This window comes from Variovorax sp. SPNA7 (genome assembly GCF_033807855.1).
GTDB lineage: Bacteria > Pseudomonadota > Gammaproteobacteria > Burkholderiales > Burkholderiaceae_C > Variovorax > Variovorax beijingensis.
Genome location: NZ_CP138513.1, coordinates 1 through 26268 on the forward strand (window position 1 = coordinate 1; position 26268 = coordinate 26268).

At 67.4% G+C, this 26268-nt stretch carries 23 protein-coding genes; 10 read left to right on the forward strand and 13 right to left on the reverse strand.

Annotation, left to right across the window (positions count from 1 at the left end):
• From dnaA to gyrB, 3 genes are all read left to right on the forward strand, one after another.
• Positions 1-1380, forward strand: a complete 1380-nt coding sequence (dnaA, locus tag RZE77_RS00005) for a chromosomal replication initiator protein DnaA (protein ID WP_012745166.1) — start codon at positions 1-3, stop codon at positions 1378-1380.
• Positions 1381-1469: 89 nt separating this feature from the next.
• Complete coding sequence (gene dnaN, locus RZE77_RS00010) at positions 1470-2576, forward strand: DNA polymerase III subunit beta (protein ID WP_124960362.1); 1107 nt, start codon at positions 1470-1472, stop codon at positions 2574-2576.
• Between the two features lie 134 nt (positions 2577-2710).
• The gene (gyrB, locus tag RZE77_RS00015; protein ID WP_319440134.1) at positions 2711-5335 is read left to right on the forward strand and encodes a DNA topoisomerase (ATP-hydrolyzing) subunit B; all 2625 of its coding nucleotides are present in this window, start codon (positions 2711-2713) and stop codon (positions 5333-5335) included.
• Between the two features lie 124 nt (positions 5336-5459).
• On the opposite strand, the gene RZE77_RS00020 is transcribed toward gyrB, so the two are convergent.
• Positions 5460-5747 carry a hypothetical protein gene (locus RZE77_RS00020; protein ID WP_319440135.1) on the reverse strand — a complete coding sequence of 96 codons (288 nt, stop codon included), beginning with the start codon at positions 5745-5747 and terminating at the stop codon, positions 5460-5462.
• A gap of 301 nt (positions 5748-6048) precedes the next feature.
• Here RZE77_RS00020 and RZE77_RS00025 point away from each other — a divergent pair, with 301 nt between their 5' ends.
• From RZE77_RS00025 to RZE77_RS00035, 3 genes are all read left to right on the forward strand, one after another.
• On the forward strand, positions 6049-6561 hold the full coding sequence (locus RZE77_RS00025; protein ID WP_319440136.1) for a hypothetical protein: 513 nt from the start codon (positions 6049-6051) through the stop codon (positions 6559-6561).
• 144 nt (positions 6562-6705) lie between these two features.
• On the forward strand, positions 6706-7194 hold the full coding sequence (locus RZE77_RS00030) for a hypothetical protein (RefSeq protein ID WP_319440137.1): 489 nt from the start codon (positions 6706-6708) through the stop codon (positions 7192-7194).
• A gap of 131 nt (positions 7195-7325) precedes the next feature.
• Positions 7326-8573 carry a metallophosphoesterase gene (locus RZE77_RS00035; protein WP_319440138.1) on the forward strand — a complete coding sequence of 416 codons (1248 nt, stop codon included), beginning with the start codon at positions 7326-7328 and terminating at the stop codon, positions 8571-8573.
• Between the two features lie 13 nt (positions 8574-8586).
• Here RZE77_RS00035 and RZE77_RS00040 read toward each other — a convergent pair whose 3' ends face one another.
• Positions 8587-9084, reverse strand: coding sequence for a polyhydroxyalkanoate granule-associated phasin (locus RZE77_RS00040; protein ID WP_319440139.1), 498 nt, complete (start codon positions 9082-9084; stop codon positions 8587-8589).
• A 197-nt stretch (positions 9085-9281) separates the two neighbouring features.
• Between RZE77_RS00040 and RZE77_RS00045 the strand changes: the two genes are divergently transcribed.
• Entirely contained in the window at positions 9282-9857 is a 576-nt protein-coding gene (locus RZE77_RS00045; protein ID WP_319440140.1) for an acyloxyacyl hydrolase, read from the forward strand.
• Here the strand turns inward: RZE77_RS00045 and RZE77_RS00050 are convergent.
• The 3 genes from RZE77_RS00050 to RZE77_RS00060 are packed head-to-tail and all read right to left on the reverse strand — an operon-like array spanning position 9854 to position 12903.
• Entirely contained in the window at positions 9854-10825 is a 972-nt protein-coding gene (locus RZE77_RS00050) for a lysylphosphatidylglycerol synthase domain-containing protein (RefSeq protein WP_319440141.1), read from the reverse strand. The genes RZE77_RS00045 and RZE77_RS00050 overlap by 4 nt on opposite strands.
• Positions 10822-12090 carry a cardiolipin synthase ClsB gene (clsB, locus tag RZE77_RS00055; protein ID WP_319440142.1) on the reverse strand — a complete coding sequence of 423 codons (1269 nt, stop codon included), beginning with the start codon at positions 12088-12090 and terminating at the stop codon, positions 10822-10824. Before clsB ends, RZE77_RS00050 begins: the two co-directional genes overlap by 4 nt.
• A gap of 30 nt (positions 12091-12120) precedes the next feature.
• Positions 12121-12903 (reverse strand): endonuclease/exonuclease/phosphatase family protein, encoded by a 783-nt coding sequence (locus RZE77_RS00060; RefSeq protein WP_319440143.1) that lies wholly within the window; start codon positions 12901-12903, stop codon positions 12121-12123.
• 212 nt (positions 12904-13115) lie between these two features.
• Here RZE77_RS00060 and RZE77_RS00065 point away from each other — a divergent pair, with 212 nt between their 5' ends.
• Positions 13116-13544: a serine/threonine protein kinase gene (locus tag RZE77_RS00065; protein ID WP_319428324.1), complete on the forward strand. Its 429-nt coding sequence runs from the start codon at positions 13116-13118 to the stop codon at positions 13542-13544.
• A gap of 96 nt (positions 13545-13640) precedes the next feature.
• Here the strand turns inward: RZE77_RS00065 and RZE77_RS00070 are convergent, their stop codons facing one another.
• From RZE77_RS00070 to RZE77_RS00105, 8 genes are all read right to left on the reverse strand, one after another.
• The gene (locus tag RZE77_RS00070; RefSeq protein ID WP_319440144.1) at positions 13641-14219 is read right to left on the reverse strand and encodes a Spy/CpxP family protein refolding chaperone; all 579 of its coding nucleotides are present in this window, start codon (positions 14217-14219) and stop codon (positions 13641-13643) included.
• Between the two features lie 122 nt (positions 14220-14341).
• A complete protein-coding gene (locus RZE77_RS00075) occupies positions 14342-15427 on the reverse strand; it encodes a flavodoxin family protein (protein WP_319440145.1) in 1086 nt (361 codons plus the stop codon).
• A gap of 75 nt (positions 15428-15502) precedes the next feature.
• Complete coding sequence (locus RZE77_RS00080; RefSeq protein ID WP_319440146.1) at positions 15503-16402, reverse strand: pirin family protein; 900 nt, start codon at positions 16400-16402, stop codon at positions 15503-15505.
• 90 nt (positions 16403-16492) lie between these two features.
• The gene (locus tag RZE77_RS00085; protein WP_319440147.1) at positions 16493-17245 is read right to left on the reverse strand and encodes a GNAT family N-acetyltransferase; all 753 of its coding nucleotides are present in this window, start codon (positions 17243-17245) and stop codon (positions 16493-16495) included.
• The gene (locus tag RZE77_RS00090; protein ID WP_319440148.1) at positions 17242-18516 is read right to left on the reverse strand and encodes a biosynthetic peptidoglycan transglycosylase; all 1275 of its coding nucleotides are present in this window, start codon (positions 18514-18516) and stop codon (positions 17242-17244) included. The genes RZE77_RS00085 and RZE77_RS00090 overlap by 4 nt, the downstream gene beginning before the upstream one ends.
• 10 nt (positions 18517-18526) lie before the next feature.
• A complete protein-coding gene (locus RZE77_RS00095; RefSeq protein ID WP_319440149.1) occupies positions 18527-19096 on the reverse strand; it encodes a hypothetical protein in 570 nt (189 codons plus the stop codon).
• Positions 19077-20006 carry an exosortase Q gene (gene xrtQ, locus RZE77_RS00100; protein ID WP_319440150.1) on the reverse strand — a complete coding sequence of 310 codons (930 nt, stop codon included), beginning with the start codon at positions 20004-20006 and terminating at the stop codon, positions 19077-19079. Before xrtQ ends, RZE77_RS00095 begins: the two co-directional genes overlap by 20 nt.
• A gap of 18 nt (positions 20007-20024) precedes the next feature.
• Positions 20025-22100, reverse strand: a complete 2076-nt coding sequence (locus tag RZE77_RS00105) for a VIT and vWA domain-containing protein (protein WP_319440151.1) — start codon at positions 22098-22100, stop codon at positions 20025-20027.
• A 209-nt stretch (positions 22101-22309) separates the two neighbouring features.
• Here RZE77_RS00105 and creD point away from each other — a divergent pair, with 209 nt between their 5' ends.
• Positions 22310-23791: a cell envelope integrity protein CreD gene (creD, locus tag RZE77_RS00110; RefSeq protein ID WP_319440152.1), complete on the forward strand. Its 1482-nt coding sequence runs from the start codon at positions 22310-22312 to the stop codon at positions 23789-23791.
• A gap of 48 nt (positions 23792-23839) precedes the next feature.
• On the forward strand, positions 23840-26248 hold the full coding sequence (locus tag RZE77_RS00115) for a penicillin-binding protein 1A (RefSeq protein ID WP_319440153.1): 2409 nt from the start codon (positions 23840-23842) through the stop codon (positions 26246-26248).
• Positions 26249-26268: the final 20 nt, after the last annotated feature.

Below are 26268 nucleotides of genomic sequence, written 5' to 3' on the forward strand. Positions count from 1 at the left end.
ATGTCCACTGACGGCATCGGCGAAAGCCTCTGGCAAGCCTGCGTCGACCAGCTCGCGCAGGAGCTGTCCGAGCAGCAGTTCAACACCTGGATCAAGCCCCTGACAGCGCAGGTCGCGGACGACCTTTCGCGCATGACGGTGTTCGTTGCCAACCGCTTCAAGCTCGACTGGATCCGGGCCCAGTACGCCGGCAAGATTGCCGCCATGGCCGAGAAGATGTACGGCCAGCCGGTGGCGGTTGAGTTAGCGCTTGCTCCGCGAGAAGCGCCCGTGCGCTCTGCCCCGGTTGCCGTGCTGGCCGAAACCGACGTGCCGCGCGACGTGGCCGGCCCGGGCGAGGAGCCCGCCAACGCGGGGTTCAAGAACCGGCTGAATTCGGGCCTCACTTTCGACACCCTGGTGGAGGGCACGGCCAACCGCATGGCGCGCGCCGCCGCCATGCACGTGGCCGGCATGCCGGGCCACCTGTACAACCCGCTGTTCATCTACGGCGGCGTCGGCCTGGGCAAGACCCACCTGATGCACGCGGTGGGCAACCGGCTCTTGGCCGACCGCCCGGATTCCAAAGTTCTCTACATCCATGCCGAGCAGTTCGTCTCGGATGTGGTCAAGGCCTACCAGCGCAAGACTTTCGACGAGTTCAAGGAGCGCTACCACTCGCTCGACCTGCTCTTGATCGACGATGTGCAGTTCTTCGCCAACAAGGACCGCACGCAGGAAGAATTCTTCAATGCGTTCGAGGCCCTGCTGGCCAAGAAGTCGCACATCGTGATGACCAGCGACACCTATCCCAAGGGCCTGGCCGACATCCACGAGCGGCTGGTCTCGCGCTTCGACTCGGGCCTGACGGTGGCCATCGAGCCGCCCGAGCTCGAAATGCGCGTGGCCATCCTGATCAACAAGGCGCGCGCCGAGTCGGCCGAGATGCCCGAGGAAGTGGCCTTCTTCGTGGCCAAGAACGTGCGCTCCAACGTGCGCGAGCTCGAAGGCGCGCTGCGCAAGATCCTGGCCTACTCGCGCTTCAACCAGAAGGAGATCTCGATCGCCCTGGCGCGCGAGGCGCTGCGCGACCTGCTGTCGATCCAGAATCGGCAGATCTCGGTCGAAAATATCCAGAAGACGGTGGCCGACTATTACAAGATCAAGGTCGCCGACATGTACAGCAAGAAGCGCCCGGCCAGCATTGCGCGGCCGCGGCAGATCGCGATGTACCTGGCCAAGGAGCTCACGCAGAAGAGCCTGCCCGAAATCGGCGAGCTGTTCGGCGGGCGCGACCACACGACGGTGCTGCACGCGGTGCGCAAGATCTCGGGCGAGCGCCAGCAGCTCACCGAACTCAACCAGCAGCTGCACGTCCTCGAGCAGACGCTCAAGGGCTGATCCCGGATGTCATCAGGAATGCCCCTCGCAACAGCGGAGAATGGCGTCTCACTGGCGGATTCAAAGAGATAAGAGAAGAGGAAGAAGACATGATCGTTTTGAAGGCAACCCAAGACAAGGTCCTCGCCGCGCTGCAGTCGGTGGCTGGCATCGTGGAACGGCGCCATACGCTGCCGATCCTGGCCAACGTGCTGATCCGCAAGACCGGCGGCCAGCTGCAGCTGACCACCAGCGACCTCGAGATCCAGATCCGCACCACGGCCGAGCTCGGCGGCGATGAAGGCAACTTCACCACCACCATCGGCGCGCGCAAGCTGATCGACATCCTGCGCACCATGCCGGCCGACCAGACCGTGAGCCTCGAATCGAGCGCGAGCAAGCTGGTGCTCAAGGGCGGCAAGAGCCGCTTCACGCTGCAGTCGCTGCCGGCCGAGGACTTTCCGCTGGTGCAGGAAGCCGCCAACTTCGGCCCGGTGTTCAGCGTGCCGCAAAAGACGTTGAAAGACCTGCTCTCGCAGGTTTCCTTCGCGATGGCCGTGCACGACATCCGCTACTACCTGAACGGCATCCTGTTCGTGGCCGAAGGCAAGCAGCTGAGCCTGGTGGCCACCGACGGCCACCGCCTGGCGTTCTCGTCGGCCACGCTCGACGTCGAGGTGCCGCGCCAGGAAGTCATTCTTCCGCGCAAGACCGTGCTCGAGATGCAGCGCCTGCTGTCGGACGCCGAAGGCGCCATCGAGATGCAGTTTGCGAACAACCAGGCCAAGTTCAGCTTCGGCGGCATGGAGTTCGTCACCAAGCTGGTCGAGGGCAAGTTCCCCGACTACAACCGCGTGATTCCCAAGAACCACAAGAACAGCGTCACGCTCGGCCGCGCGCCGCTCCTGGCCAGCCTGCAGCGCACCGCCATCCTGACGAGCGAGAAGTTCAAGGGCGTGCGCCTGAACATCGAGCCCGGCACGCTGCGCATCGCGTCGAACAACGCCGAGCAGGAAGAGGCGCAGGACGAACTCGACATCGACTACGGCGGCGACGCCATCGAGATCGGTTTCAACGTGACCTACCTGATCGACGCGCTGTCCAACATGGGCCAGGACATGGTCAAGCTGGACCTGGCCGACTCCAACAGCTCGGCCCTTTTGACCATCCCCGAGAACGCATCCTTCAAGTACGTCGTGATGCCGATGCGAATCTAGAAGACAGAAAACACAGCGCCTTGCGCAGACAGCCCGCGGCCCTCCGCGGGTTTGCGCTTTCAAGAGGCAGGAAAAACCGGCTCCGAGAGCCCGAGAAATCCCGTGAACGCCGTGAGAGATAGAGGAATATCCGAATGAGTGCAGAAGAGAACAAGCCCGAAGTACCCCACACCGAGCCGGTCTACACGCCCGAGATCGAGAGTGCGGTACCGATCGAGATCACGCCCGCCGACACCAGCTACGGCGAAGGCTCGATCACGATCCTCGAAGGGCTCGAGGCGGTGCGCAAGCGCCCCGGCATGTACATCGGCGACACCTCCGACGGCACGGGCCTGCACCACCTGGTGTTCGAGGTGGTCGACAACTCCATCGACGAGGCACTGGCCGGCCACTGCGACGACATCGTCGTCACCATCCACACCGACAACTCGATCTCCGTCACCGACAACGGCCGCGGCATTCCCACCGGCGTGAAGATGGACGACAAGCACGAGCCCAAGCGCTCGGCTTCCGAAATCGCACTCACCGAGCTGCACGCGGGCGGCAAGTTCAATCAGAACAGCTACAAGGTGTCGGGCGGCCTGCACGGCGTGGGCGTGAGCTGCGTGAACGCGCTGAGCGTGATGCTGCGCCTGGTGGTGCGGCGCGAAGGCAAGATCCACGAACTCGAATTCAGCCGCGGCTTCGTGCAGAACCGCCTGATCGAGACCGTGAACGGCGTCGAGGTGTCGCCGATGCGGATCATCGGGGAAACCGACAAGCGCGGCACCGAAGTCCACTTCCTGCCTGACACCGAGATCTTCAAGGAGAACGCCGATTTCCACTACGAAATCCTCTCCAAGCGCCTGCGCGAACTGAGCTTTTTGAACAACGGCGTGCGCATCCGCCTGAAGGACGAGCGCAGCGGCAAGGAAGACGACTTCTCGGGCGCCGGCGGCGTCAAGGGCTTTGTCGATTTCATCAACAAGGGCAAGACCGTCCTGCACCCCAACGTGTTCTACGCGATGGGCGAGAAGCCGGCCGACACCTACGGCGGCATTCCGGGCACGCACATCGGCGTCGAGGTGGCGATGCAGTGGAACAGCGGCTACAACGAGCAGGTGCTGTGCTTCACCAACAACATCCCGCAGCGTGACGGCGGCACCCACCTCACGGGCCTGCGCGCCGCGATGACCCGCGTCATCAACAAGTACATCGAAGAAAACGAGTTCGCCAAGAAGGCCAAGGTCGAAGTCACCGGCGACGACATGCGCGAAGGCCTGTGCTGCGTGCTGAGCGTGAAGGTGCCCGAACCCAAGTTCTCGAGCCAGACCAAGGACAAGCTGGTGTCCAGCGAAGTGCGCGCGCCGGTGGAAGACATCGTCGGCCGCCTCCTGACCGACTACCTGCAGGAACGCCCGAACGACGCCAAGATCATCTGCGGCAAGATCGTCGAGGCCGCCCGCGCCCGCGAAGCCGCGCGCAAGGCCCGCGAAATGACGCGCCGCAAGGGCGTGCTCGACGGCATGGGCCTGCCCGGCAAGCTGGCCGACTGCCAGGAGAAGGACCCCGCGCTGTGCGAGGTCTACCTGGTGGAGGGCGACTCCGCCGGCGGTTCCGCCAAGCAGGGCCGCGACCGGAAGTTCCAGGCCATCCTGCCGCTGCGCGGCAAGATCCTGAACGTGGAAAAGGCGCGCTACGAGAAGCTGCTCACCAGCAACGAAATCCTCACCATGATCACGGCGCTGGGCACCGGCATCGGCCGCGCCGGCGCCACCAGCGCGGGCGGCGGGGCGGACGACTTCAACGTCGCCAAGCTGCGCTACCACCGCATCATCATCATGACCGACGCCGACGTCGACGGCGCCCACATCCGCACGCTGCTGCTCACCTTCTTCTACCGGCAGATGCCGGAACTGGTCGAGCGCGGCCACATCTACATCGCGCAGCCGCCGCTGTACAAGGTGAAGGTCGGCAAGGAAGAGCAGTACCTGAAGGACGGCCCCGCGCTGGACGCCTTCCTGCTCAAGGTGGCGCTGAAGGACGCGAGCATCGAGACCGGCGGCCCCAACTCGACCACCCTCTCCGGCGACACGCTGGCCGAGCTCGCGCGCAAGCACCAACTGGCCGAAGCCGTGATTGCGCGGCTGCGCAACTTCATGGACGCCGAAGCCCTGCGCGCCATTGCCGACGGCGTGGCGCTCGACCTCGACACCACGCCCGCAGCCGAAGCCTCGGCCGTGGCACTGCAGGCCAAGCTGCGCGAGCTCAACACCACCGGCGTGCCGGCCGAGGTGAGCAGCGAGTTCGACGCCCGCACCGACAAGCCGCTTTTGCGCATCAGCCGCCGCCACCACGGCAACGTCAAGAGCAGCGTGCTCACGCAGGACTTCGTGCACGGCGCCGACTACGCCGCGCTCGCCGAAGCCGCCAACACCTTCCGCAACCTCCTGAGCAGCGAAGGCGCCACCGTCCGCCGCGGCGAAGGCGAGCGCGCCAAGGAAGAAAAGGTGGCCGACTTCCGCATCGCGATGAAGTGGCTCATCGGCCAGGCCGAGAACGCCACCTCGCGCCAGCGCTACAAGGGCCTGGGTGAAATGAACCCTGCGCAGCTGTGGGAAACCACCATGGACCCGACCGTGCGCCGCCTGCTGCGCGTGCAGATCGACGACGCCATCGAAGCCGACCGCGTGTTCACGATGCTGATGGGCGACGAGGTTGAGCCGCGCCGCGAATTCATCGAGCAGAACGCGCTGCGGGCGGCGAATATCGACGTCTGATCGGCCGATCGGTCAGCGGCGGCCGGGCCACGGTGTCGATCCACTTGACGTGGGCATCGAGCGCCTCGGCGCTCATTCCATTTCCCGCTTGGCCGCCTCTTTCGCCAGCCAAGCGGGCGCCGGCTCAAATAGACCGGTGAACGCGAACGCGGCTTCTGCCTCCGCTCCGCTCGCCCCGGCCACCGTGCATCATTTGCGCGACGCGTGCCAGTCCGCCGGTTCCGCTGGCCGCGCGGCCGACCAGCGCACCGCCGGCGGCGCCCGCCAGCAGGCGGCGCCCCAGGGAGTGGCTGCGCCCCGCCGTCAGCAGCAGCAGGAGACCCGTGCCGAGCACGGCAAGGTGCTCGCCCGGAAAGCCCGGGCGCCGTGCGTCCTTCTGCTTGATTGCTTCGATCCTGGATCCAATGGTCATTTGAAGCTCCTTTCTGCTTACGAACTTTCTTCATAACCAGCGGTACCGTGCACCTCTGTAGGCGCCAATGACGTGCATCGCGTCGAATCGGGCCCACAGCGCGGCTTCTCAGGGTTTTCATAGGGAAGAGCCTTCGAAACGGTGCCGACGCCCGTCACACGTCCGTCATCAGCTATTAAAACAATAGCGTTCAGTACTTCCCCGAGGATCCTTCCTCGTAAACGCTATATCTAGCCCGACTCTTGCTAAGCAAAATCCTCGACGGATTTCACGTCACCCCATGATCGAGGACATCGAAGCAATGAACCTTATGCGTCTGCGGCAGCCGATGGCTGCACTGGTACTGGGCGGCACAGCAGCATTCTTCGGGGCGATGACATCGGCCCATGCGTTCTCGAACCCGCCCATCCAGATGGCGCAGGGTGTCGAATACATGTGCGGCGGCACGAACAAGGCCGAGGCGGCCTTCATGCAGATGGTTTCGCCGCGCTGGGCGGCCACCATCGAGTTCGGCATCAACGACAGCGCGCAGCGCGGCAGCTTCCCGGCGCGTGCGGCGGTCCAGGTGCGCGAGAAATACACGGGCCGCCCCGTGATGGAAGCGCAGTCGCAGGGGCCCTACATGCTCGCGCGGCTGGATCCGGGCGCCTACGACGTGAACGTGACGCTCGGCGGCCTCACGATGACGCAGACGCTGACGGTGATTGCGGGCGTGCCGGCCCGGACGGTGTTCATGTGGCCGTCGAACTTCGACATGGCCTCGGTGATGCCGCCGATGCCGCAGGCGCTCGCACAGACCTCCGCGGCGCGCTGAGCTTCCTTCCTTCTTTCTTCTGTCCCGGCTCCGGCCGGGCCCGGTCCTTTCCGTTAAGCCTTGCCTAAGCCGTGCGCCGCACAGTGGCGCCGTGGCCTTCCTCCGGCCACGCACACAAGCAGGCAAGCAAGAAAGGACCAGACCATGACCTCCCGGATTTCATCGCAGACGCGGCCCCTGGCGGCCGCCATGCTGTGCGGCGCCGTTCTTCTCGCGGCGCTTTCCTCTTCGGCGCATGCGGCGTTCAACCCGCCGATCCGCATGACGCACGGCATCGAATACATGAGTGGCGGCATCGGCAGCGACGAGGCCAGGCTGATGGAGACGGTGGCGCCGCGCTGGCCCGCCACCTTCGAATTCGCGATCAAGGACCACAAGGGCGCCGAGTTCGCATCCGACGTGCGCGTGACCGTGCGCGACAGCCATGGCACGGTGCTGCTCGACAACGTGGAATCGGCCGGTCCGTTCATGGTGGCGCGGCTCGACCCCGGCACTTATGAAGTGGAGGCTCGCTTGCGTGGAAATACGCTCAAGCAAACGCTGCAACTCAGGCCAGGCACGCCCGCTCGGGTGGCATTCCTGTGGCCGGCGGGCACCGATATGGCTTCTGCCGGCACGCGCGCGGTGCAGTGATCGGCAAGCCCCGTTCCGGAGGCGGAGCGCCGGAACTGGAGCTTGACCGTCCACTTCACTCGCAGCGCGAGCTATCTGGCTGCCCGGCGCTATAGAAAAAATAGCGGCTCGCTGGCCGGAGGCCGCCTTGAATGCGCGGCATGCGCCTTGCAGATGCCGGGTCCCGGGCAACGCCCATTCCCATTGCCCTCATGCCGATACGTTCCCTGAGCGTGCTCACCGCGCTCCTGCATGCCTACATCGCGCTGCGGCTGCTGCCCGCGCTGGCCATGCTCACGCCGGCCTGGCCGCTCGCCCTGGCCGCGCTCGCCATCTCGGCCCTCACGATCCCGCTGCCTTTTGTCTCGCGCGGCAGGGAGCACGGCGCCTCGGTGGGCGAACTGCTCCAGTGGACGGGGCTCATCAGCATGGGCTGGTTCTCCTCGCTGTTCGTGGCGACGCTGCTGCGCGATGCGGGCCTGCTGCTCGCCTGGCTGGCGAGCGTGCTGTTCGGCGCACCGGTGCCCTGGCATGCCGTGCTGCCATGGAGCGCGATGGCGGTGCTGCTGCTGGCCACGCTGGTGTCGATGGTGGGATTCCTCAATGCCCGCCGCACGGCGGACGTGAAGCGCGTGGAGGTTCCGATCAGCGGCCTGCCGGCGGCGCTCGAGGGCTTCACGATCGCGCAGCTCAGCGACATCCACGTCGGTCCCACGATCCGCAGCGCCTACATCCAGCGCATCGTCGATGCGGTGAACCGGCTCGGCGCCGATGCCATCGCGATCACCGGCGACCTGGTGGACGGCAGCGTGGCCGAGCTCCGCGAGCACATCGCGCCGCTGGCCGGCCTGCGCGCGCGGCACGGCACCTTCGTCGTCACCGGCAATCACGAGTACTACGCCGGCGCGCACGCCTGGATCGACGAGCTGCGCAGGCTGGGCCTGAAGGTGCTGCTCAACGAGCACGTGGTGCTGCAGACGCGCAACGTGCGCGGCGCCCAGAACGACGAAGAGCTGTTCGAGAGCCAGCTGGTGCTGGCGGGCGTGACCGACTACACCGCCGGCCACTTCGATGCCGCGCACGCCAGCGATCCGCACCTGGCGCTGTTCGATGCGCCGCCGCTGGTGCACACGCGGGTGCTGCTTGCACACCAGCCGCGCAGCGCGACGCTGGCGGCCCAGGCCGGCTACCAGCTGCAGCTGTCGGGCCACACGCACGGCGGCCAGTTCTTTCCGTGGAACCTGTTCGTGCCGATGCAGCAGCCCTTCACCGCCGGCCTGCACCGGCTGCACGACATGTGGGTCTACGTGAGCCGCGGCACAGGCTACTGGGGGCCGCCGAAGCGTTTTGGTGCGCCGTCCGAGATCACGCTGCTGACCCTGGTGATGGCGCGCGGCTGACGCGCCCGCCCGGTCAGTCGCGCAGCTCGGCCAGCCGCCGGGCGTTCGAGGTGGCTGCGGCGTGGATCGGCTTCAGTCCTTCGCGTGCAATGCGCACCGCCGCGCCCGAAAGCCGGCTGGCCGTGCCCGCCGCCCGGGCCGTGGCCTGGACGAAGGCATCGCTGCGCTCCGCGGCCTGCGCGGGGGTGACGCTGCCGGCCATCGACAGAAAGGCCCCGGCGCTCAGGAGCCAATGCTGCAGCGCGCGGTTCGCCAGCGAGACATGGCTGCTGTGCCATTGCCTGACCATGGCGGCCCCGGATTCGCCCGCAGCGGCAATTTTTTCATCGCCCATGAGCTGAAACTCCGCGAGATCGGCCGCGCTGGGCGCGAGCCCCGCCTTGGCCATGCGCTCGGTGCGCATCTGGATCACGGACCCGGAGGACAGCAGCATCTCCTGGGTCTTGAGGGCCACGTCGACCCACAGCATCAGCGGGTTGGACAGGCGGGCGACAGAGGTGAGGGACGGCATGGCGCGATCTATGAGGACGGATGAGCACCACTATAGGCGCGAGCCACGGCAATTGCTGCACTGCAACAAAACCGGTTCTGCAATTTTGTTGAACAAGTCCTACTTTTCGACATGGCAATAGCCTCGGCCCAAGGCACGGACCGCAGCGGAAAGTAATTATTTCTTTTCTTTCATCATTTGCAGACAACAACCACATCATGAAAGCACACAGGTCCGCGTCCCTCGGGGCCGCCGTGTTCGCAGGCGTCCTGAGCCTGCTGGGCGCGCAGGCTCATGCGTTCGAAGACAGCGCACGCGGCTTTTATTTCGAGGGCGGCCATGCACCGCATGGCGACAAGGGCGGCACCGAATCGGCCACGGTGGGCGTGACGCTGCCGTGGTCGCCGCGCCAGCCGGTGCACGAAGGGGCGCTCACTTCGTACTGGGATCTGTTCGCGAGCCATTGGCACGCGCCAGGCCTGGGCGGCGGTTCGCGCAACTACACGCAGATCGGCGCGATCTACACCTGGCGCTACCGCTTCGACAGCGGCAGTTCGCCGTGGTTTGCCGAAGGCGGCGTCGGCGGCACGGTGATGGACCACCTCTACAGGACGCCCGACCGCACCTTCAGCACCGCGTTCCAGTTCACCGAGGTGCTCGGCGTGGGACGCAGCTTCGGCGAAAACGGCAAGCACGAACTGACATTGCGGCTGCAGCATTTTTCGAATGCCGGCATCAAGAAGCCCAACCCAGGCGAAAACTTTGTGCGGCTGCGCTACACCTATCACTTCTAGCGTTTCGACGGCATGGCGTGCCGCCAGCGCCGCGCACGCAGTTCTGTGACGAAGTACGCCATCGTGGCCACGCCCAGCGGCAACAGGTAGTAGAGCCCGCGATAGACCAGCAGCACGCCCAGCAAACGGCCTTGCGCCACCTCGTGCGAGAGCAGCGCAAGGAACACCGCCTCCAGCACGCCCAGTCCCGCCGGCACGTGCGTGACCACGCCCGCCACCGCGGCCACCAGCAGCACCGCGAGCACCGCGTGATAGGCCACCTCGCCCTGCAGCAGGACCCAGATCACGCTGCCGATCAGCGCCCAGTTCAGGCACGACATGGCCAGCTGGAGCAAGGCCATCCGAAGGGACGGCACCTTGAACGGATAGTGGCGCAGCCGGAACACGTGCCCGCTGGCCACGGCGCACAGCACGAAGTAGGCCGCGGCCAGCAGCAGCAGCACCGCGCCCAGGATGCGCAGCCCGCCGTTGCCGACCTTCCATTCGGCCGGCAGCACCAGCGGCCAGAAGCAGAAGGCCACCCCCGCCACCACCAGGTAGCCGAGCCAGTTGGTCAGCATGCTGAAGCCGAGCACGCGCGTGATGGTGCCGTTGGGAAGGCCCAGGCGCGAATAGAGCCGGTAGCGGAACGCCACGCCGCCCACCAGCGAACCGAGGTTGAGGTTGAAGGCATAGCTGATGAAGGTCACGCCCATGACGGTGCGGGTGCCGAGCGGATGGCGCGTGAGATGGCGGCCCAGCAGGTCGTAGGTGCTGTAGGTGGCAAAGCTGCCGGCGGCCAGCGCGCCGGCCAGCCACAGCGTGGCCGCGGGCAGCGCGCGCATGGCGTCGAACACCTCCTGCCAGTCGATGGAGCGCGCCTGGCTCACGAGCAGCCAGGCAATCAGGCCGAAGAAGGCCCAGACTGCGATGCGCCGCAGCCAGGGCCACCAGGGCCGGTGCGCGAGCTTCGCAGTGGAGATGCTCATGCCGCTTCCGTCGGCGTGGCCCCGTTGTCGCCGGTGCCCTCGCGCTTTTCGCGCTTCTCGGCAAGCTCGGAGGCCTCGGCCAGGGTGAGGCGCGGCACCTGCCGCGGCAGCCAGCCCAGCCACGACGGATACCAGCGCAGGAAGTGGAAGATGAAGAAGCTGCGCACCAGCCGCCAGCCGCTCCATCCGCTCTCCAGATCGGCCTCGCCGATCTGCTGGCAGCTCTCGCGCATGAGCTTGTCCATGCGTTCCCACAGCAGCTGGTTGAAGGCCCCGCCGCGCGCGAACACGTTGGCTTCCAGGTTGAGCGACAGGCTCAGCGGATCGAGATTGCTCGAGCCGACCGTGCTCCACTCGTCGTCCATCAGCGCGACCTTGGCATGCAGCGGGCGGTCGCAGTATTCGTAGATGCGCACGCCCGCATGCAGCAGGTGGTGGTAGAGCATGGTGGCGGCCGTCTTGACGATCGGCATGTCGGGCTCGCCTTGCAGGATGAGCCGCACATCCACGCCGCGCCGGGCGGCACGGCGCAGTTCCTTGATGAGCCTGTAGCCGGGAAAGAAATACGCGTTGGCAATCACGATGCGCTTGCGCGCGGCGCGGATCGCGGCCAGGTATTCGCGTTCGATGTCGCTGGTGTGGCGTCGGTTGTCGCGCGTGATGAGCACGGCCTCCACATCGCCGACAGGCTCCCGGTCGACGGGCGGCGCCTGCTTGAGCCGGCGGCGAAACCAGCGCGGCCCCTTGTCGCCGAGCGCGATGGCGCGCAGCACGAACTGGTGGATCTGCGCCACGACGGGTCCGTGCAGCTCCACCGCGTAGTCCTGCTTGGCCTTGGGCCCGAAGTCCAGCAGGTGGTCGGCCGAATAGTTGATGCCGCCCACGAACGCGAGTTCTCCATCGACCACCACGATCTTGCGGTGCATCCGCCGAAACACGTTGAGCCGCGTGCCAAGGAAGGGTTGCCCCGGATCGAACACCCGCACCCGCACGCCCACGGCGCTCAGTTCCGCGATGAATTCGCGCGAGAGATCCGGCGAGCCGAAGCCGTCGACCATCAGGTCGATCTTCACGCCGCGCTGGGCTGCCGAGCGCATGGCGGCATGCAGCGCAAGGCCCACCTTGTCCTCGAACAGGATGAAGGTCTCGATGATGACTTCGCGCTGCGCCTGGCGAATGGCATCGAACACGCGCGCGAAGAACTCCTCGCCGTTCTCGAGCAGCGCGATGCGGTTGCCGCCCACCCACTGGCCGACGTTATCCATGGCGTTCACCGCAGGTCATGGGGAGTCCGCTCAAAGATCGATGTTCGCCACCAGCGGCGCATGGTCCGACAGGTGCGACCAGGGCTTGCGCGGCAGCACCACGGGCGCGTGCACGCCCGCGTTGCGAACATAGATGCGGTCGAGCGACAGCAGCGGAAAGCGCGCCGGAAAGGTCTTGGCGGCCGCGCCGTTCGCATGCACGAAGACCTCGCGCAGCGCAGCACCTTCTTCCAGCACCTGGTGGGCACGGCCGCGCCAGTCGTTGAAGTCGCCCGCCACGATCAGCGGCGCATCGGCCGGCACCTCGTCGCGCACGATGTGCAGCAGCAGTTCAAGCTGCTGCTGCCGGTGCGCCTCGGCCAGACCGAGATGCGCGCAGATCGCGTGGACGTCGACCGTGCGGCCCGGCAGGCGCAGCACGCAATGGAGCAGGCCGCGCTTTTCGGGCCCGGCCACCGACACGTCGTGGTTGCGGAAATGCACGATCGGAAACTTGGACAGCACCGCGTTGCCGTGATGGCCCCTCGGGTACACGGCGTTGCGCCCGTAGGCGAACTGCGGCCACATGGTGTCGGCGAGGAACTCGTAGTGCGGCGCCTCGGGCCAGTTGTTGACCTTGCGCGAGTGGCGCGAATGGGTGCCGAGCACTTCCTGAAGGAACACCACGTCGGCTCCCACCGTGCGCACCGCGTCGCGCAGCTCCGGCAGGATGAACTTGCGGTTGAGCGCGGTGAAGCCCTTGTGGGTGTTCACCGTCATGACCTTGATCGAAGTCGGCGCCGCGGCGGCAAGTGGAATCGGTGAGGAAGACATCGGTGTTGTGGTTGTACGTTGCCGCGCCCGGCGCGCCTGTAGGAACGCGCCACCTTCTTCGCCGCCTTTCGCGAGGCGACGGCCGGTTCCTACAGGCAGGCCTGCCGCACCCCGACACGGGCCGCACGGGGAGCCTCCTACGGTGGTTTTCAGGCCGCAGGAAAACAAGCCAGCGGTCTTCTTCATCATCATCATTTTCAAAGGAACGCACCATGAAGCACGCAATCCTTCACGCCACGGCGCTGGCCGGCCTGATGGCCGCGGCCGGTGCCGCCATGGCGCAAGCCACTTCGATACCCGCCCAGCCGGACCCGGCCGTGGGCGGCCAGGCCAGCACGCAGACACCCGCCGGCGTGCCCAACCCGCCGCAGCGCCCCGACGCCAGCATGCCGGTGTCGCGCGAGGCCGTGAAGGCCGAGGCGCGCGCCCACAACCGCAACAACACCAACAACCTGGTGCCCAAGGGCGAGGCCAGCACCACCGTGAACGGCCAGCCGAACGCCATGCCGCAACCCACCGGCGAGATGTCGCGCGCCGAGGTGAGCCAGCTGGCCCGCAAGCCCAAGCCCCAGTTCGGCCAGCCGGGCGAGCGGCCGGAGGTGCCCACCAACCCGACCGAAAAGACCGGCACGCCCCAATAGGCGCCCACTTGCGAACCATGTACGAAAAAAGCCCGCGGTGCTCGAGCATCGCGGGCTTTTCATTTTGTGCGCCGGCGCGGGCGCACTGTCTGCAGGTCAGCTCTTGGCAGGCGCTGCGGAATGCTGGCCGTCATGGCCGCCGTGACCATGGTGGCCGCGATGGCCGTGCATGCCGGCATGCACCGTTTCCGCGTCGAAGGTCTTCTGCTGCTCGGGCGTCAGCGCGGCATAGAAAGCCTTGGTGGCTTCGGCGCGCTTGGCGAACCTGGCGCTGCGCTCGGCCTCGCGGGCCTGCATGCGCTCCAGGCGCTCGGGCGTGGTGAGCTTGGCAAATTCCGCACGGTCCATGCGCTGCGTGCGGGCCGCCGGCTGGCTGGCCGCTGCGAAGCTGGTCCACGCGCTTTCCTGTCCGGCGTTCAGCTTGAGCTTTTCCTTCAGCGCGGCAAGCCGCTTGGCGCGGTGCTCCTGCATGCGCTCCATGCGCTGGGCCGGGTCCATGCGCTTGTGCTGCGCCTTGGGTGCTGCGCTGCCCTCGGCCTGCGCAACGGCGGCGGTGGGCGTGGAAGACGAAGTGCCGGATGCCGCCGGGACCTGTTGTGCAAAGGCGCCCGAAGAGGCGAGGGCGGCCGAGCCCAGAAGGCTGGCCCAGACGATGCGTTGGCGAAGAGAGATCATGAAAAGTGCTTCCTTTCGAAGAAGCCCGCCGCCAATGGGCAGCAGGTGAGACGAAGTGTGGAAGACCTCTGTATCGCCCAGGTGAGCCGGAAGTGAGCGTGCGTAAAGAATCATGAACGCGCTTATTTGGGCCTTGGCGGCTTCAGTCCGCGGTCGGGCGCCTGCAGCCTGCCCGCGCGCAGCTCGCCCACGGCCAGTGCCACGGCACGGGCCACGTTGCGCACTTCCTCCTGCACGCCTTCGTCGGCATCGAGGCTGTCATGGCTGGTGGCGTAGGGCTCGTAGTAGCCGATGTAGCGGTCGAGGCGGGCCTGCGCGCCCGCGTCGACCAGGCCCATCCAGTCGAGCCAGTCCGACAGGTTGCGCCGCACGCTCTCGGCGCCGGCCACGTCGCCGTGCACCACCAGGCCGTAGACCCGGCCCGCGAGGTGCTTGGGATAGCCCCAGCCCTGAAGCTCGAGAGCCTTGGCTTCGTCGGGCTTCTTGCCGTGGGTGCTGGTCGGGTCGGGGTTGCCGCCGTCGGCGCACACCAGCCGGTCGGCCATGAGCTTGAGCGGACTGGCGGACTGGTACCAGTGCGTGGGCGTGAACAGGATCACGCCATGCGCAGCCACCCAGCGCTCGTAGATCTCGTTCATCCAGTCGCCGGTCTGGCGCATTGCGTGGTTGGGATAGCAGCTGCAGGGCCAATGGCACAGCGGCATGGCGGTGGACACGCAGCCCTTGCAGGGATGGATGTGGCGCCCGTAGTCGGAGGCGAGCAGGCTCAGGTCGAGCACGTCGACGTCGATGCCATCGAGCACCTCGCGCGCGAGCTGCAGCAGCCGCCAGGTCTTGGAGATCTCGCCCGGGCAGGTGCCGTCGTTGCGCGGCGAGCCGTTGATCAGCAGCACGCGCGACTTGGTCTGTGCCTGGCCCCAGGCGGCCTGCGCCGCATCGATGCGCGCCCTGGCTTCGAGCCAGTCGGCGGAAAGTTCGTAGTCGGGGTCGGCATGGCCGGGACCGGCCTTGCGCGTGACAGGCGACTTGCGGCCCTGTTCGTAGGCCTCCCACGCGATGAGTTCGATGCGCTGCAGCGCAGCCTTCTCGGCCTGGAAGGCGGGGTCCTGGAACGGCTGCATGAAGCGATCGTGAAACTGGTCGCGCTTCAGTGTTTCGGGCGCCTGTCCCTTGCGGACCTCCGGGGCTTTGATCGAGCGGTGGGGCATGGCGGCCAATCTATGCCCCATGCGTGCGCCCGTGACCTGCGGGCAATGCCGATTTTCGGTAGGCCGGCGACTACATCAACCGCCGAACTTGCCGCTCTGGAAGTCCTGCACGGCCTCTTTCAGCTGCTCCTGGGTGTTCATCACGAAGGGGCCGTACTGCGCGATCGGCTCGTGCAGCGGCTTGCCGGCAATCAGCAGTGCGCGCGCCGGGCTGTGGTTGGTGGCCCCGGCGCGCAGCACCACGCCGTCGCTGCCGGGATCGTTCGCAAGAATGGCCATGCGGCGCGTCGGCACCTCGCTGCCCGCGATCCACACCGATTCGCGATACGCATACACCAGCGCGTTGTGGTCGTCGGGCAGCGGCTGGGCGAATTCGGCGCCGGGCGGCAGGGTGATGTCGAGGTACAGCGGCTCGGTGTTCTCGCGCCGCACCGCGCCCTCGATGCCATGGCTCGCGCCCGCAATCACGCGCACGTGCACGCCCGCTGCGGTGGTGTATTCCGGAATTTCCTCGCTCTGGATGTCGCGATACCAGGGCTCGCGCATCTTGTCCTTGGCGGGCAGGTTGAGCCAGAGCTGGAAGCCTTCCATCAGGCCGTCTTCCTGCTCGGGCAGTTCGCTGTGGACGAGCCCGCGGCCGGCCGTCATCCATTGCACGCCGCCGTTCTGCAGCAGCCCCTCGTGGCCGGCGCTGTCGCGGTGCCGCATGCGGCCCGCGATCATGTAGGTCACGGTTTCGAAGCCGCGGTGCGGATGATTGGGAAAGCCGCCGATGTAGTCGCCCGGGTTGTCGCTGCCGAAGGCGTCGAGCATCAGGTACGGATCGAGCCTTTTCTGCAGCGGCTGCTGCAGCACGCGGGTGAGCTTGACGCCGTCGCCATCGCTGGTCGAAACACCGGCCACGATGTGGTCGATGCCGCGCGGCGTGGCCACGGGATCGGTCGGGTGGTTGGCGTGGTGGTTTGCATTCGTCATGCAGCCATGGTGGCACTAACGGCCCGACCGCGCCACCCGGGAGGAATTGCGGAATCGGCCCTGGCGCGCTGCTGCGGCCTCAGCGCGGCCTCAGCGCGGCCACTGCTGGCGCTGCCAGTAGCGGTACTGCCATTGCGTCGAGAAACCGGCGCGCCGGTAGAGCGCGTGGGCGGCCACGTTGTGCGCGTCGACCTGCAGGAACACGCGCTCGAAGCCGCGCTCGAGCGCGGCCCGCGCGAGCCCCGCCAGCACGCGCCCGGCCAGGCCCCGGCCGCGCTGCGACTGCTCGGTTCGCATGCCGTGCACGCTGGCCCATCCGTGGCCGAAGGCCATGGCGCCCGCCGCAACGGTCCGGCGACCTTCGCGCACGCTGGCGTAGAGGGAGCCCTGGGCGCGCGAGAGCGCCCGCACGCGATGGGCGCCGTCCACGGGATCGAAGCCCTCGCCGAGGAACAGGGTGGCCCAGGCGTCGTCGGGCGCAAGGTCGACATCGGCCAGCGCGGCGCCGGCCGCGGCCACCTCGCGCATGCGCCGTGCGGAGCCGATCTGCACGCAGGTCGGCGAGTCGCCGACGTAGTGCCGCTGCTCCAGCTCGGACTGCAGCGCCACGAAAGAGGGAACATCGGCCAAGCGGAACGCGGGCACGAAGTGCCGGCGGTCGTAGCGGTCCTCGATGCGGTCGATCGTGCGGGCTGCGACCGGCTCGCGGTGCAGCGGAACGGCCGACCTGGCGCGCTTGACGGTGCCGTCGTCGAAGGGCAGCAGCCAGCCGTCGATCTCTTCGACGGCAAGGGGCGAAACGGCGGCCACGGTGGCGCGCTCGATGGCTTCGACCTCGTTCATGGAAAAGCCTCCGGTGCGGTGAATCTGGCGGCCGCCACGCTCTTGAGCAGCGACTCGCGCTGGTTGCGGCTGATGCCGCGCACGCTCTCGGCGACCCACTTGGTGCGGTCCGGGTCGATCTGCCCGTCGCGCCGCCATTGCTCGAGCACCGCCTGCGGCTTGTGCAGCATGGACGCGAGCCAGACCGCCTGCGCGGGCTCCAGGCTGCGCGCGGAACGCTTGAAATAGCGCCGGGCGGCGGCTTCGGCGCCGCACAGGTTGCCGCCCCACGGCGCGTTGTCCAGGTAGAGCTGCAGGATCCGCGCCTTGCCCAGGGTCTGTTCCATTTCGACCGCGTAGAGCAGCTCGCGCAGCTTGCGTTCCGCCGTGCGGTCGCTGCCGGTCACCAGCATCTTGGCGAGCTGCTGCGTGAGCGTGCTGCCGCCGCGCTTGGGCTGGCCTTCCTTCTGGTTGTTGTCGATGGACGCGACGATCTCCGCCAGGTCGTAGCCGGCGTGGGTGAAGAAGCGCTGGTCTTCGGCCGCGATGACGGCGCGCGCCAGCCAGCTGTCGTTGGCCAGCTTCGACGGCGCGCCGCAACTGGTGCGCGCGCCCAGCATGGCTTCGGTGCCCAGCCCCTCGACGGTGAACTGGCTCACGGTGGGCTGCACCGCGAACGTGGCCTCGGGCAGCGCGACCTGCCCGCGCAGCGCCAGCGTGCCGCCGATCCGGGCACGCTGCAGCTCGGGCAGGTTGGGCGCGAGCACCGCATACCAGCGGGCAATGGGTGCATCCTTGATGTCGGCGCTGAGCTGCAGGCCCTTGCCCTTGGGCGGCAGGTGTCCTTCCCATTGACCGTGGAGCATGGCGGCGGCCTCGGCGCTGCGGGGCGTGGCCTCGATGGTGCCTGCCAGCGTGTTGCCGTCCCGCTTCACGGTGGCGACCAGGCCTTCGAACACGATCGGCTGCGTGCCGAGCGCGGCAACCTCGGCGCTGCAGGGCGAACAGCGCACTTCGAGCACGCCGGCCGCTGCCTTCCAGGCGAAGTGCAGGGTGCCGAACCGGCTGTCGAACGCGTGTCCGTCGAGCCGCGGCGCGAACCAGGGCGAGGTGGCCAGGCGCACCGCGGTGGGCACGCCCACCGCCACGCGCAGCGGGCCGGCTCCGACCGTGGTGCTCCACTCGCCCGCTGCCGGCGCAAGCACCAGTTTCACTATCAGGAAGATAGCAACACACGTCGTCACGACAAGGGCCAGCAGCCCGTAGATCACGAATCGCAGAATCTGTTTCACAAAACTCTCATCACATCGGCCTCGCCACCGTCACAGCTTGCCACGGACCGCTCGAGCGTCCACTGGCCGCCGCCCAGTACCAGGCTGAAGTGTCGGTGAAAGCCGTGCCTTCGGCATCGACGATGCGCTCGCAAACGCGGATCTTTTGCGTGCTGTGCCGTTGCGCAACAAAACAGCGCCACAGCCGCTCCTGCGCATCGCGTTCGAGGCGCGCCTGTTCGATCCGAAAACCCAGCGCGCGGTAGCAGTCGGCCGCCGGATGCAGCATGCGCGTGGGGGCGTTCACCGCGCGCATCACGATCGTCTGCGTGCCGTCGGTCATGCGGCCGATGGCGCCCGGGAAGCGGTCGGCAAAGCGTTGCTCGACGTCGCCGAGCGCCAGTGGCCGCAATGGAACGCCGTCCCACTGGCTGGGCCATTCATGCGAGGCCATGGCCATCGAAGGCTCGGGCGGCGTGCGCAGCGCCGCCGCAGTCGACCACAGCATGCACAGCAGCATCGCGAGCGCGAAGGCCGTCTTGTGGCCGATGCGGTTGATGAAATGGTTGGCGAACAGGGCTTCAAAGAACCGTGTCGACATGGCGGCCTCCTTGCGTGGTGATCAGGCCCGGGATCGGCTGGTCGGCAAACGAGGGCGCGGTGCGCGCCGGCACCATCAGGCGGGCGATGCCGCCGCACACCGCGGCCAGCACCAGCAGCCCGAGCAGGTTGTGCGCCCAGGGCGCGAGCGGGTGGCCTGCGCCTTCGAATGCAACCAGCACGCTGTTGCGCAGGATGTTGCCTCCCAGCACCAGCAGGCCGACCATCGGCAGCCGGCGCAGGAAGCCGCGATCGCTCCGGCGGGCCCAGAGCGCCACCGCGCAGGCCGTGAAGTAGCCGAGCCACACCATCTGCACGCCCGAGCACGGTGCGTCGACGATCACCAGCCGGCCATCGACCATCAGGCTGCTGCCTTCTCGCACCACTCTGAAGCCCGGCGCCAGCAACCAGCGGCTCGCCTCGGCCGTGACCACGCGCAGCGGGTAGCCCGCATAGAACTGCAGCGACGACAGCAGCGGCAGCGCGAGCACTGCGAGGCCAGCCACCGGCAGCGCGGCCACGCGCCGCGGCAGGAAGGCCAGCAGGCCGCAGGCCAGCGCCAGCACGGCCACCAGGCCCGTGGCGAGCGGCGGCAGCGCAGGCAAGGCGCCGAGCCCGGTGCGCAGCACGGTCGCCAGCACGGTGCCGGCGCCGGCCAGTGCCAGCCAGCCCAGCTGCGGCGCGGCCCGCAGTTCGCGCCGGCAGTGCCATGCCAGCGCAGCCAGGGCGGCCAGTGCCAGCAGGCCCAGCGGATCGTCGGAGCCGTCGCGCAGGCGCCGGGCCATCCAGGCCCAGGTCGGCGCGAGCGCGGCGAATTGCAGTGCGAGCCAGCCGGCAGCCGGTGCGCGGTCGACGTGGATGCCCCAATCCACGATGCGCGGATGGCGATGGGCGAGTGCGGCCAATGACATTTTTTCTTTTCCCCTGGCTCAGGCCGTGAAGCGGCGCGGATCGTTGCGGCGCGCGCGGCGGCGCAGCATCGCGAGCATCGACAGCACCACGGCAATGGCGCCCAGCGTCTCGGGCTCCGGCGTGCTCGGCACCTCGGCACCGAGCGCGAGCTCGCTCACGCCCTGCGGCAACGGCAGCGGCTGGTTCACGCCCACGCTGTTCTGCGGCGCGGGGTTGCGCACCACCTTGTCGACGGCGATGAAGCTGGTGTACTGGGTCAGCAGGCTGTACTTGAGGCCGAGCTCGGTGATGCGCTCCTTGAAGGCGCTGCCGCCCTCGAGCGTCTCCTGGTCGCTCAGGCTCTGGATGCGGTGGCGCGCCCACAGCGTGCGCAGCGCGGCCGTGTCCTGGCGCAGCTGCGGGTCGATGCGCAGTTCCTGGCGGTACGGGCCGTTGGCAGCCTGGCCTTCGACGATGACGCGGCCCTTGGCTTTGCCTTCCGGATCCGCGCGCCACTTGCCGAACACGATCACCGGGCGCTCGCCGAGCACGTCGGGCAGCGCCTGCGGCTCCACGTCGTACACGTCGAGACCGCCGAAGGTCAGCTTCACATTGGTGAGCACCGGCGACTCCACCATGCGGCGGAAGCGCGCGGCCTGCTCGGGCGCCTGGATCGGGTCGGTGATGATGAAGGGCTCGCCCATGCCGGCGCGCGCAATGCCTTCCATCAGGCTGCGGTTCACCGACGAGCCGATGCCGAAGGCGAACACGTTGGCCTTCGAAAGGTTCTTGCGCACCAGCTCGAAAGCCTCGCGCTCCACGCTCACGTAGCCGTCGGTCACCAGCACCACGGTGCGCGACACGTTCTCTTCCTTCGGCTCGGCGTAGACGCGCTTGAGCGCGGGAATCAGCTCGGTGCTGCCGCTGCCGCCATAGTTCTTGATGGTGGCCAGCGCCTGCTCGATGTTGGCGCGCGTGGCCGGCACCGATTGGGGCGAGAGCATCTTGTTGCTGCCCGAGAACAGCAGCACGTTGAAGGTGTCGCTGGGCCGGAGGCCGCCGATCAGCCGTTCGAGCACGGTCTTGGCGGTGTCGAGCGGAAAGCCGTGCATCGAGCCCGAGATGTCGACCACGAAGATATAGTCGCGCGGCGAAATCGCGTTGGCGGCCACCGCCTTGGGCGGCTCGACCATCGCAAGAAAGAAGTTCTCGGCACTGCCGTCGGTGTTCTGGCCCTTGTAGAGCATCAGGCCCGATTCGATCCTTTCGCCCGCAAGGCGGTAGTCGAGCACGAAGTCGCGGTTGTCCGCGGGTCGCCCGTCGGCCGCGAGCGCGATGTCGGCGTGCCGGTCTTCGTCGCTCTTTTTCACCTCGATGGTGTGGGACGAGGAGCGCACCTCCTTCAGCCCCATGGGTGTGTCGATGCTGGCCTTGAGCCTGAAGCTGGTGCCGGACGCGCGCCCCGCGCGCAGCGTGGGCTGCGCCACCCATTGGACCTGGGCGTTCTCCGACTGCGGGCTGTTGTAGCGCGGGCCCACCACGGTGGGAAACACGAACGCATAGTTGCCCGACTGCGGCACCAGCAGTTCGGTATAGCGCAGCTCCACCTTCACGTCGTCGCCCGGCAGGATGTTGGCGACGTTCATCTGGAACACGTTGGGCAGGTGCTGCTCGAGCAGCGCGGCGGTCTTGCCTTCCTTCTTGGCGGTGTCGTATTCGATCTGCGCCTGCTGCTTCTCGCGGATCTGCGCGGTGATCAGCCGGTCGGCCAGGCGCACGTTGAGGCCGCTCACGGCAGCCTTGGTCGAGCCCGGAAAAACATACTTCGCCTCGATGGCGCGCTGGCCTTCGTTGCGGTAGGTCTGCGTGACGGTCACGTCGGCAATGACGCCCGAGATCTTCACCGCCACCTCGGTGGCCTTGAGCGGCAGGCGGTCGACCGAGGGATCGTCGCTCTTCACGAAGAAGTACGGGCTCTCGGTCTTCAGCCGCGGGCCGGGTGCTTCCTGGGCATGCACCGGGTTGAGGCTGAGCGCGACGAAGCCCGCCGTGGCCAGGCTCACGGTGGCGAGCCAGAGCCAGCGGCCGGGGCGGGTGGAAGTGTGGGCATCCATGGCGGTGTGGGTGTTGGTGTCCGTGCGAACTTGCACAGCCGCAACTGTCGGCACCGCGCGAGAAGGAAATTGGAAGGCTCCTTGAAGTCCGGCGCGCGGATGCGGCCTTGTGTGAAGCCTGTGTGAAGTCCGCCGGCGGCTGCGCTTCACACGCGCTTCGGATGGCGCGGCGAGCATCGCGGCTTCGACAATCGACGAGGAGAAAAAACATGTTCCAGTTGCTGAAGGCCCTGCAGGGTTCGATGCTGGTCAAGGTGGCCGGGCTGCTGCTGCTCACGCTCTTGCTGTGCATTCCGCTGGCCGAGATCAATGCGATCAACCGCGAGCGCGGCAACAGCCAGCGCGAGGCCGCCGCGGAGCTTGCTGCCACCTATGCAGGCCCGCAGACCGTGGTGGGCCCGCTGCTGCTGGTGCCCTATGTGGAGCGCTGGACGGAGCCGCTGCGCAACGCGCAGGGCCAGGTGATCGGTCAGGAGGCGCGCAGCAAGGAAATGACCCATGTGCTGTTTCCCGACAAGCTGCACATCGAAGGCTCGATGACACCGCACGAACGCTACCGGGGCATCTTCAGGATTCCGTTCTATACGCTCGATGCCACGCTCGGCGGCGGTTTTTCGGCCTTCGATCCCAAGTCGGTGGCGCACAGCGAAACCGATTCGGGCATCGAGTTCAAGGCGCCTTTCGTCGTCTTCGGCGTGAGCGACCTGCGCGGGATCGACGGTTCGCCTTCCATCGCGATGAACGGCGAGGCTTTGCGTTTCAGGCAGCGCGTGCCCGGCCTGGCGGACGATGCCTCGCTGGCCGACGGCATCCACGCGCCGCTCACCGGCGCCGCGCTGGCCGCATGGGAAGCGAAGGCGCCGCTGCCCTTCGAGATGAAGCTCGGCCTCGTCGGGCAGGACACGCTCTCGATGGTGCCGATTGCCGAGGAGACCACCGCCCACCTGCGTTCGCCCTGGGCGCACCCGAGTTTCGGCGGCCGCTTTCTCGCCACCCAGCGCGAAGTGACGCCGCAGGGCTTCGATGCGCACTGGCGCGTGTCCTCGCTCGTGACCTCGGCGCGCGAGCAGGTGCGCGCCGGACTGCCTGGCCGCAGCGATGCCGCCAGTGCCGCCACGGCGGCAGCCGCGGTTGCAACCAGCCGCGCGCCACGCGACCTCGGCCCCCTGCAGACCTTCGACGTCTCGCTCGCGCAGCCGGTCAATGTGTATTCGATGAGCACGCGCGCCGGCAAGTACGGCGCGCTCTTCATCGGGCTGGTGATCATGGCGGCCTTCATGTTCGAGCTGTTCCGCAGGCAGCGCATGCATCCGGTGCAGTACGGCCTGGTCGGCCTCTCGATCGCGCTGTTCTTCCTGCTGCTGCTGGCCCTGTCCGAGAAGCTGGCCTTCTGGCTGGCCTATGCCAGCGCGGCCGGCGCGAGCGTGCTGCTGCTGGGCATCTATTTCAGCGCGGTCTTGCAAAGCTGGAAACGCGGCGCGGGCTTCGGGGCCTATGTCGCGGTACTCTATGGCGCGCTCTACGGCCTGCTGGCATCGGAAAGCAATGCGCTGCTGCTCGGCGCACTGCTGACATTCGGCATGCTGACGGTGCTGATGCTCGCCACGCGCAAGGTCGACTGGTATGCACTGTCGGCCGGGAACCCCCGAACGCCCGAGCCGGTCTTACCTGTTGCGGCCGCGTCCGTGTAACCAACGCTACGGACTGTTTTTTTCCTTACCTTTTTGCCACTGATTCCCATGGACGATTCTTCTCCTTCCACCGAGCCCGCGCGCTCGCAGCGTTCAGTGAAGCTGCGGCGCGCGGCGCGGTGGAGCGCCATCGCGCTCGGCTCCGGCGCGCTGGTGCTGCTGGTGGCCGCCGTCGTCGCGGTGGCCGCCATCTATCCCCGGCTGCCCGACATTTCCGAACTGGCCGACTACCGGCCCAAGCTGCCCCTGCGCGTGTACACGGTCGAAGGCACGCTGATCGGCGAGTTCGGCGAGGAGCGCCGCACGCTCACGCCCTTTGCGAGCATTCCCAAGGTCATGAAGGACGCCGTGCTCGCAGTGGAAGACGCGCGCTTCTACGACCATGGCGGCGTCGACTACAAGGGCTTCGCACGCGCGGCCGTGGCCAGCCTCAAGGGCGGCCGCAAGCAGGGCGCATCGACCATCACGATGCAGGTGGCGCGCAACGTCTACCTGAGTTCGGAACGCACGCTGAGCCGCAAGGCCTACGAGATCCTGCTGGCGCTGCGCCTGGAGCAGCAGCTCACCAAGGACCAGATCCTGGAGATCTACCTGAACCAGATCTACCTGGGCAATCGCGCCTACGGCTTTGCCGCCGCATCCGAGGCGTATTTCGGCAAGCCGCTGAACAACGTCACGCTGGCCGAAGCCGCCATGCTGGCCGGCCTGCCCAAGGCACCCGGCGCCAACAACCCGGTGGCCAATCCTCGGCGCGCCCGCGCACGCCAGCTCTACGTGATCGACCGCATGCAGGAAACCGGCTTCATCACCGCCGAGCAGGCGGCCGAGGCCAAGAAGGAAGAACTGCACCTGCGAGATGCCGCCGATCCGAACCGGCTGCATGCGGAATACGTGGCCGAGACGGTGCGCCAGATGATGTACGCGCAGTACGGCGACAGCATCTACACCAGCGGCATGAAGGTCTACACCTCGCTGGTGGCGGCCGACCAGGCGGCGGCCTACAGGTCGCTGCGCAAGGGCATCATGGACTACGAGCGGCGCCAGCCCTATCGCGGGCCCGAGCGCTTCGTCGACCTGCCCGCCGATCCCAAGGAAGTCGACGAGGCGGTGGACGAAGCGCTGGCCGAGCATCCCGACAACGGCGACGTGATGGCCGCCGTGGTGCTGGAAGCCGGCAGCAAGGAAATCAACGCGGTGCGCGCGAACGGCGAAACCGTGCAGATCACGGGCGAAGGGCTCCGGCCTGCGCAGTCGGGCCTTGCGGCAAAGGCACCGCCCCACATCAAGATCCGCCGCGGCGCGGTGATCCGCGTGGCCCGCACGCCGAAGAACACCTGGGAGATCACGCAGCTGCCCGAAGTGGAGGGCGCCTTCATCGGCATGGATCCGCGCACCGGCGCCATCAAGTCGCTGGTGGGCGGCTTCGATTTCGGCAAGAACAAGTTCAACCACGTGACGCAGGCCTGGCGCCAGCCGGGCTCGAGCTTCAAGCCCTTCATCTATTCGGCCGCGCTCGAGAAGGGCTTCACGCCCGCGACCATCGTCAACGATGCGCCACTGTACTTCGAGCCGGGCACCCAGGGCGGCCAGCCCTGGGAACCGAAGAACTTCGACGGCGGCTTCGAGGGACCGATGCCGCTGCGCACCGCGCTGATGAAGTCGAAGAACCTCGTGACCGTGCGCGTGCTGCAGGCCATCGGCGCGCCGTATGCGCAGGAGTGGATCACCCGCTTCGGCTTCGACAAGGACAAGCATCCGGCCTACCTGCCGATGGCGCTGGGTGCCGGTTCGGTCACGCCGATGCAGATGGCCACCGCCTACTCGGTGTTCGCCAACGGCGGCTACAAGGTCAATCCGTACCTGGTCACGCGCATCACCGACCTGCGCGACAAGGTGCTGGTCGAGACCGAGCCGCCGGTGCTCGACGAAAGCCGCCGCGCCATTCCCGAGCGCAATGCCTTCATCATGGATTCGCTGCTGCAGAGCGTGGTGAAGGGCGGCACCGCCGCGCGCGCCTACCAGGCACTCAAGCGCGACGACCTGTTCGGCAAGACCGGCACCACCAACGACTCCTTCGACACCTGGTTCGCGGGCTTCCAGCCCACCACCGTGGGCATTGCATGGATCGGCTACGACACGCCGCGCCAGCTGGGCGTGCGCGGCGAAACCGGCGGCAGCCTGAGCCTGCCGATCTGGATCGGCTACATGCAGGCCGCGCTCAAGGGCGTGCCGGTGAGCAAGATTGCCGAGCCGCCGGGCGTCGCCAACATCGATGGCGAGTGGTACTTCGACGACTTCACGCCGGGCCACAGCGTGGCGAGCCTGGGCGTGGAGAGCGAGGCGCCGCCCGTGCCGGCCGAAGAACTCACGGGCGTGCCGCCGGTCGCTGCCCCGCCGCCGCTGGGCCCGCCGCCGCAGCCCGAAGAGCGCAACCGCATCCTCGATTTCTTCCGCTGAGGCGGCATGGCGGGAAGGAG

Excerpts from the sequence above, each read along its gene's own strand:
- RZE77_RS00030 (WP_319440137.1), top strand. The coding sequence starts at position 6,706 with ATGACCTCCCGGATTTCATCGCAGACGCGGCCCCTGGCGGCCGCCATG.
- RZE77_RS00115 (WP_319440153.1), top strand. The coding sequence starts at position 23,840 with ATGGACGATTCTTCTCCTTCCACCGAGCCCGCGCGCTCGCAGCGTTCA.
- RZE77_RS00065 (WP_319428324.1), top strand. The coding sequence starts at position 13,116 with ATGAAGCACGCAATCCTTCACGCCACGGCGCTGGCCGGCCTGATGGCC.
- RZE77_RS00105 (WP_319440151.1), bottom strand. The coding sequence starts at position 22,100 with ATGGATGCCCACACTTCCACCCGCCCCGGCCGCTGGCTCTGGCTCGCC.
- RZE77_RS00040 (WP_319440139.1), bottom strand. The coding sequence starts at position 9,084 with ATGCCGTCCCTCACCTCTGTCGCCCGCCTGTCCAACCCGCTGATGCTG.
- RZE77_RS00075 (WP_319440145.1), bottom strand. The coding sequence starts at position 15,427 with ATGCCCCACCGCTCGATCAAAGCCCCGGAGGTCCGCAAGGGACAGGCG.
- RZE77_RS00070 (WP_319440144.1), bottom strand. The coding sequence starts at position 14,219 with ATGATCTCTCTTCGCCAACGCATCGTCTGGGCCAGCCTTCTGGGCTCG.
- gyrB (WP_319440134.1), top strand. The coding sequence starts at position 2,711 with ATGAGTGCAGAAGAGAACAAGCCCGAAGTACCCCACACCGAGCCGGTC.
- dnaA (WP_012745166.1), top strand. The coding sequence starts at position 1 with ATGTCCACTGACGGCATCGGCGAAAGCCTCTGGCAAGCCTGCGTCGAC.
- RZE77_RS00080 (WP_319440146.1), bottom strand. The coding sequence starts at position 16,402 with ATGACGAATGCAAACCACCACGCCAACCACCCGACCGATCCCGTGGCC.
- RZE77_RS00020 (WP_319440135.1), bottom strand. The coding sequence starts at position 5,747 with ATGACCATTGGATCCAGGATCGAAGCAATCAAGCAGAAGGACGCACGG.
- RZE77_RS00085 (WP_319440147.1), bottom strand. The coding sequence starts at position 17,245 with ATGAACGAGGTCGAAGCCATCGAGCGCGCCACCGTGGCCGCCGTTTCG.
- xrtQ (WP_319440150.1), bottom strand. The coding sequence starts at position 20,006 with ATGTCATTGGCCGCACTCGCCCATCGCCATCCGCGCATCGTGGATTGG.
- RZE77_RS00095 (WP_319440149.1), bottom strand. The coding sequence starts at position 19,096 with ATGTCGACACGGTTCTTTGAAGCCCTGTTCGCCAACCATTTCATCAAC.
- RZE77_RS00050 (WP_319440141.1), bottom strand. The coding sequence starts at position 10,825 with ATGAGCATCTCCACTGCGAAGCTCGCGCACCGGCCCTGGTGGCCCTGG.
- RZE77_RS00025 (WP_319440136.1), top strand. The coding sequence starts at position 6,049 with ATGAACCTTATGCGTCTGCGGCAGCCGATGGCTGCACTGGTACTGGGC.
- clsB (WP_319440142.1), bottom strand. The coding sequence starts at position 12,090 with ATGGATAACGTCGGCCAGTGGGTGGGCGGCAACCGCATCGCGCTGCTC.
- RZE77_RS00045 (WP_319440140.1), top strand. The coding sequence starts at position 9,282 with ATGAAAGCACACAGGTCCGCGTCCCTCGGGGCCGCCGTGTTCGCAGGC.
- RZE77_RS00035 (WP_319440138.1), top strand. The coding sequence starts at position 7,326 with ATGCGCGGCATGCGCCTTGCAGATGCCGGGTCCCGGGCAACGCCCATT.
- creD (WP_319440152.1), top strand. The coding sequence starts at position 22,310 with ATGTTCCAGTTGCTGAAGGCCCTGCAGGGTTCGATGCTGGTCAAGGTG.
- dnaN (WP_124960362.1), top strand. The coding sequence starts at position 1,470 with ATGATCGTTTTGAAGGCAACCCAAGACAAGGTCCTCGCCGCGCTGCAG.
- RZE77_RS00060 (WP_319440143.1), bottom strand. The coding sequence starts at position 12,903 with ATGTCTTCCTCACCGATTCCACTTGCCGCCGCGGCGCCGACTTCGATC.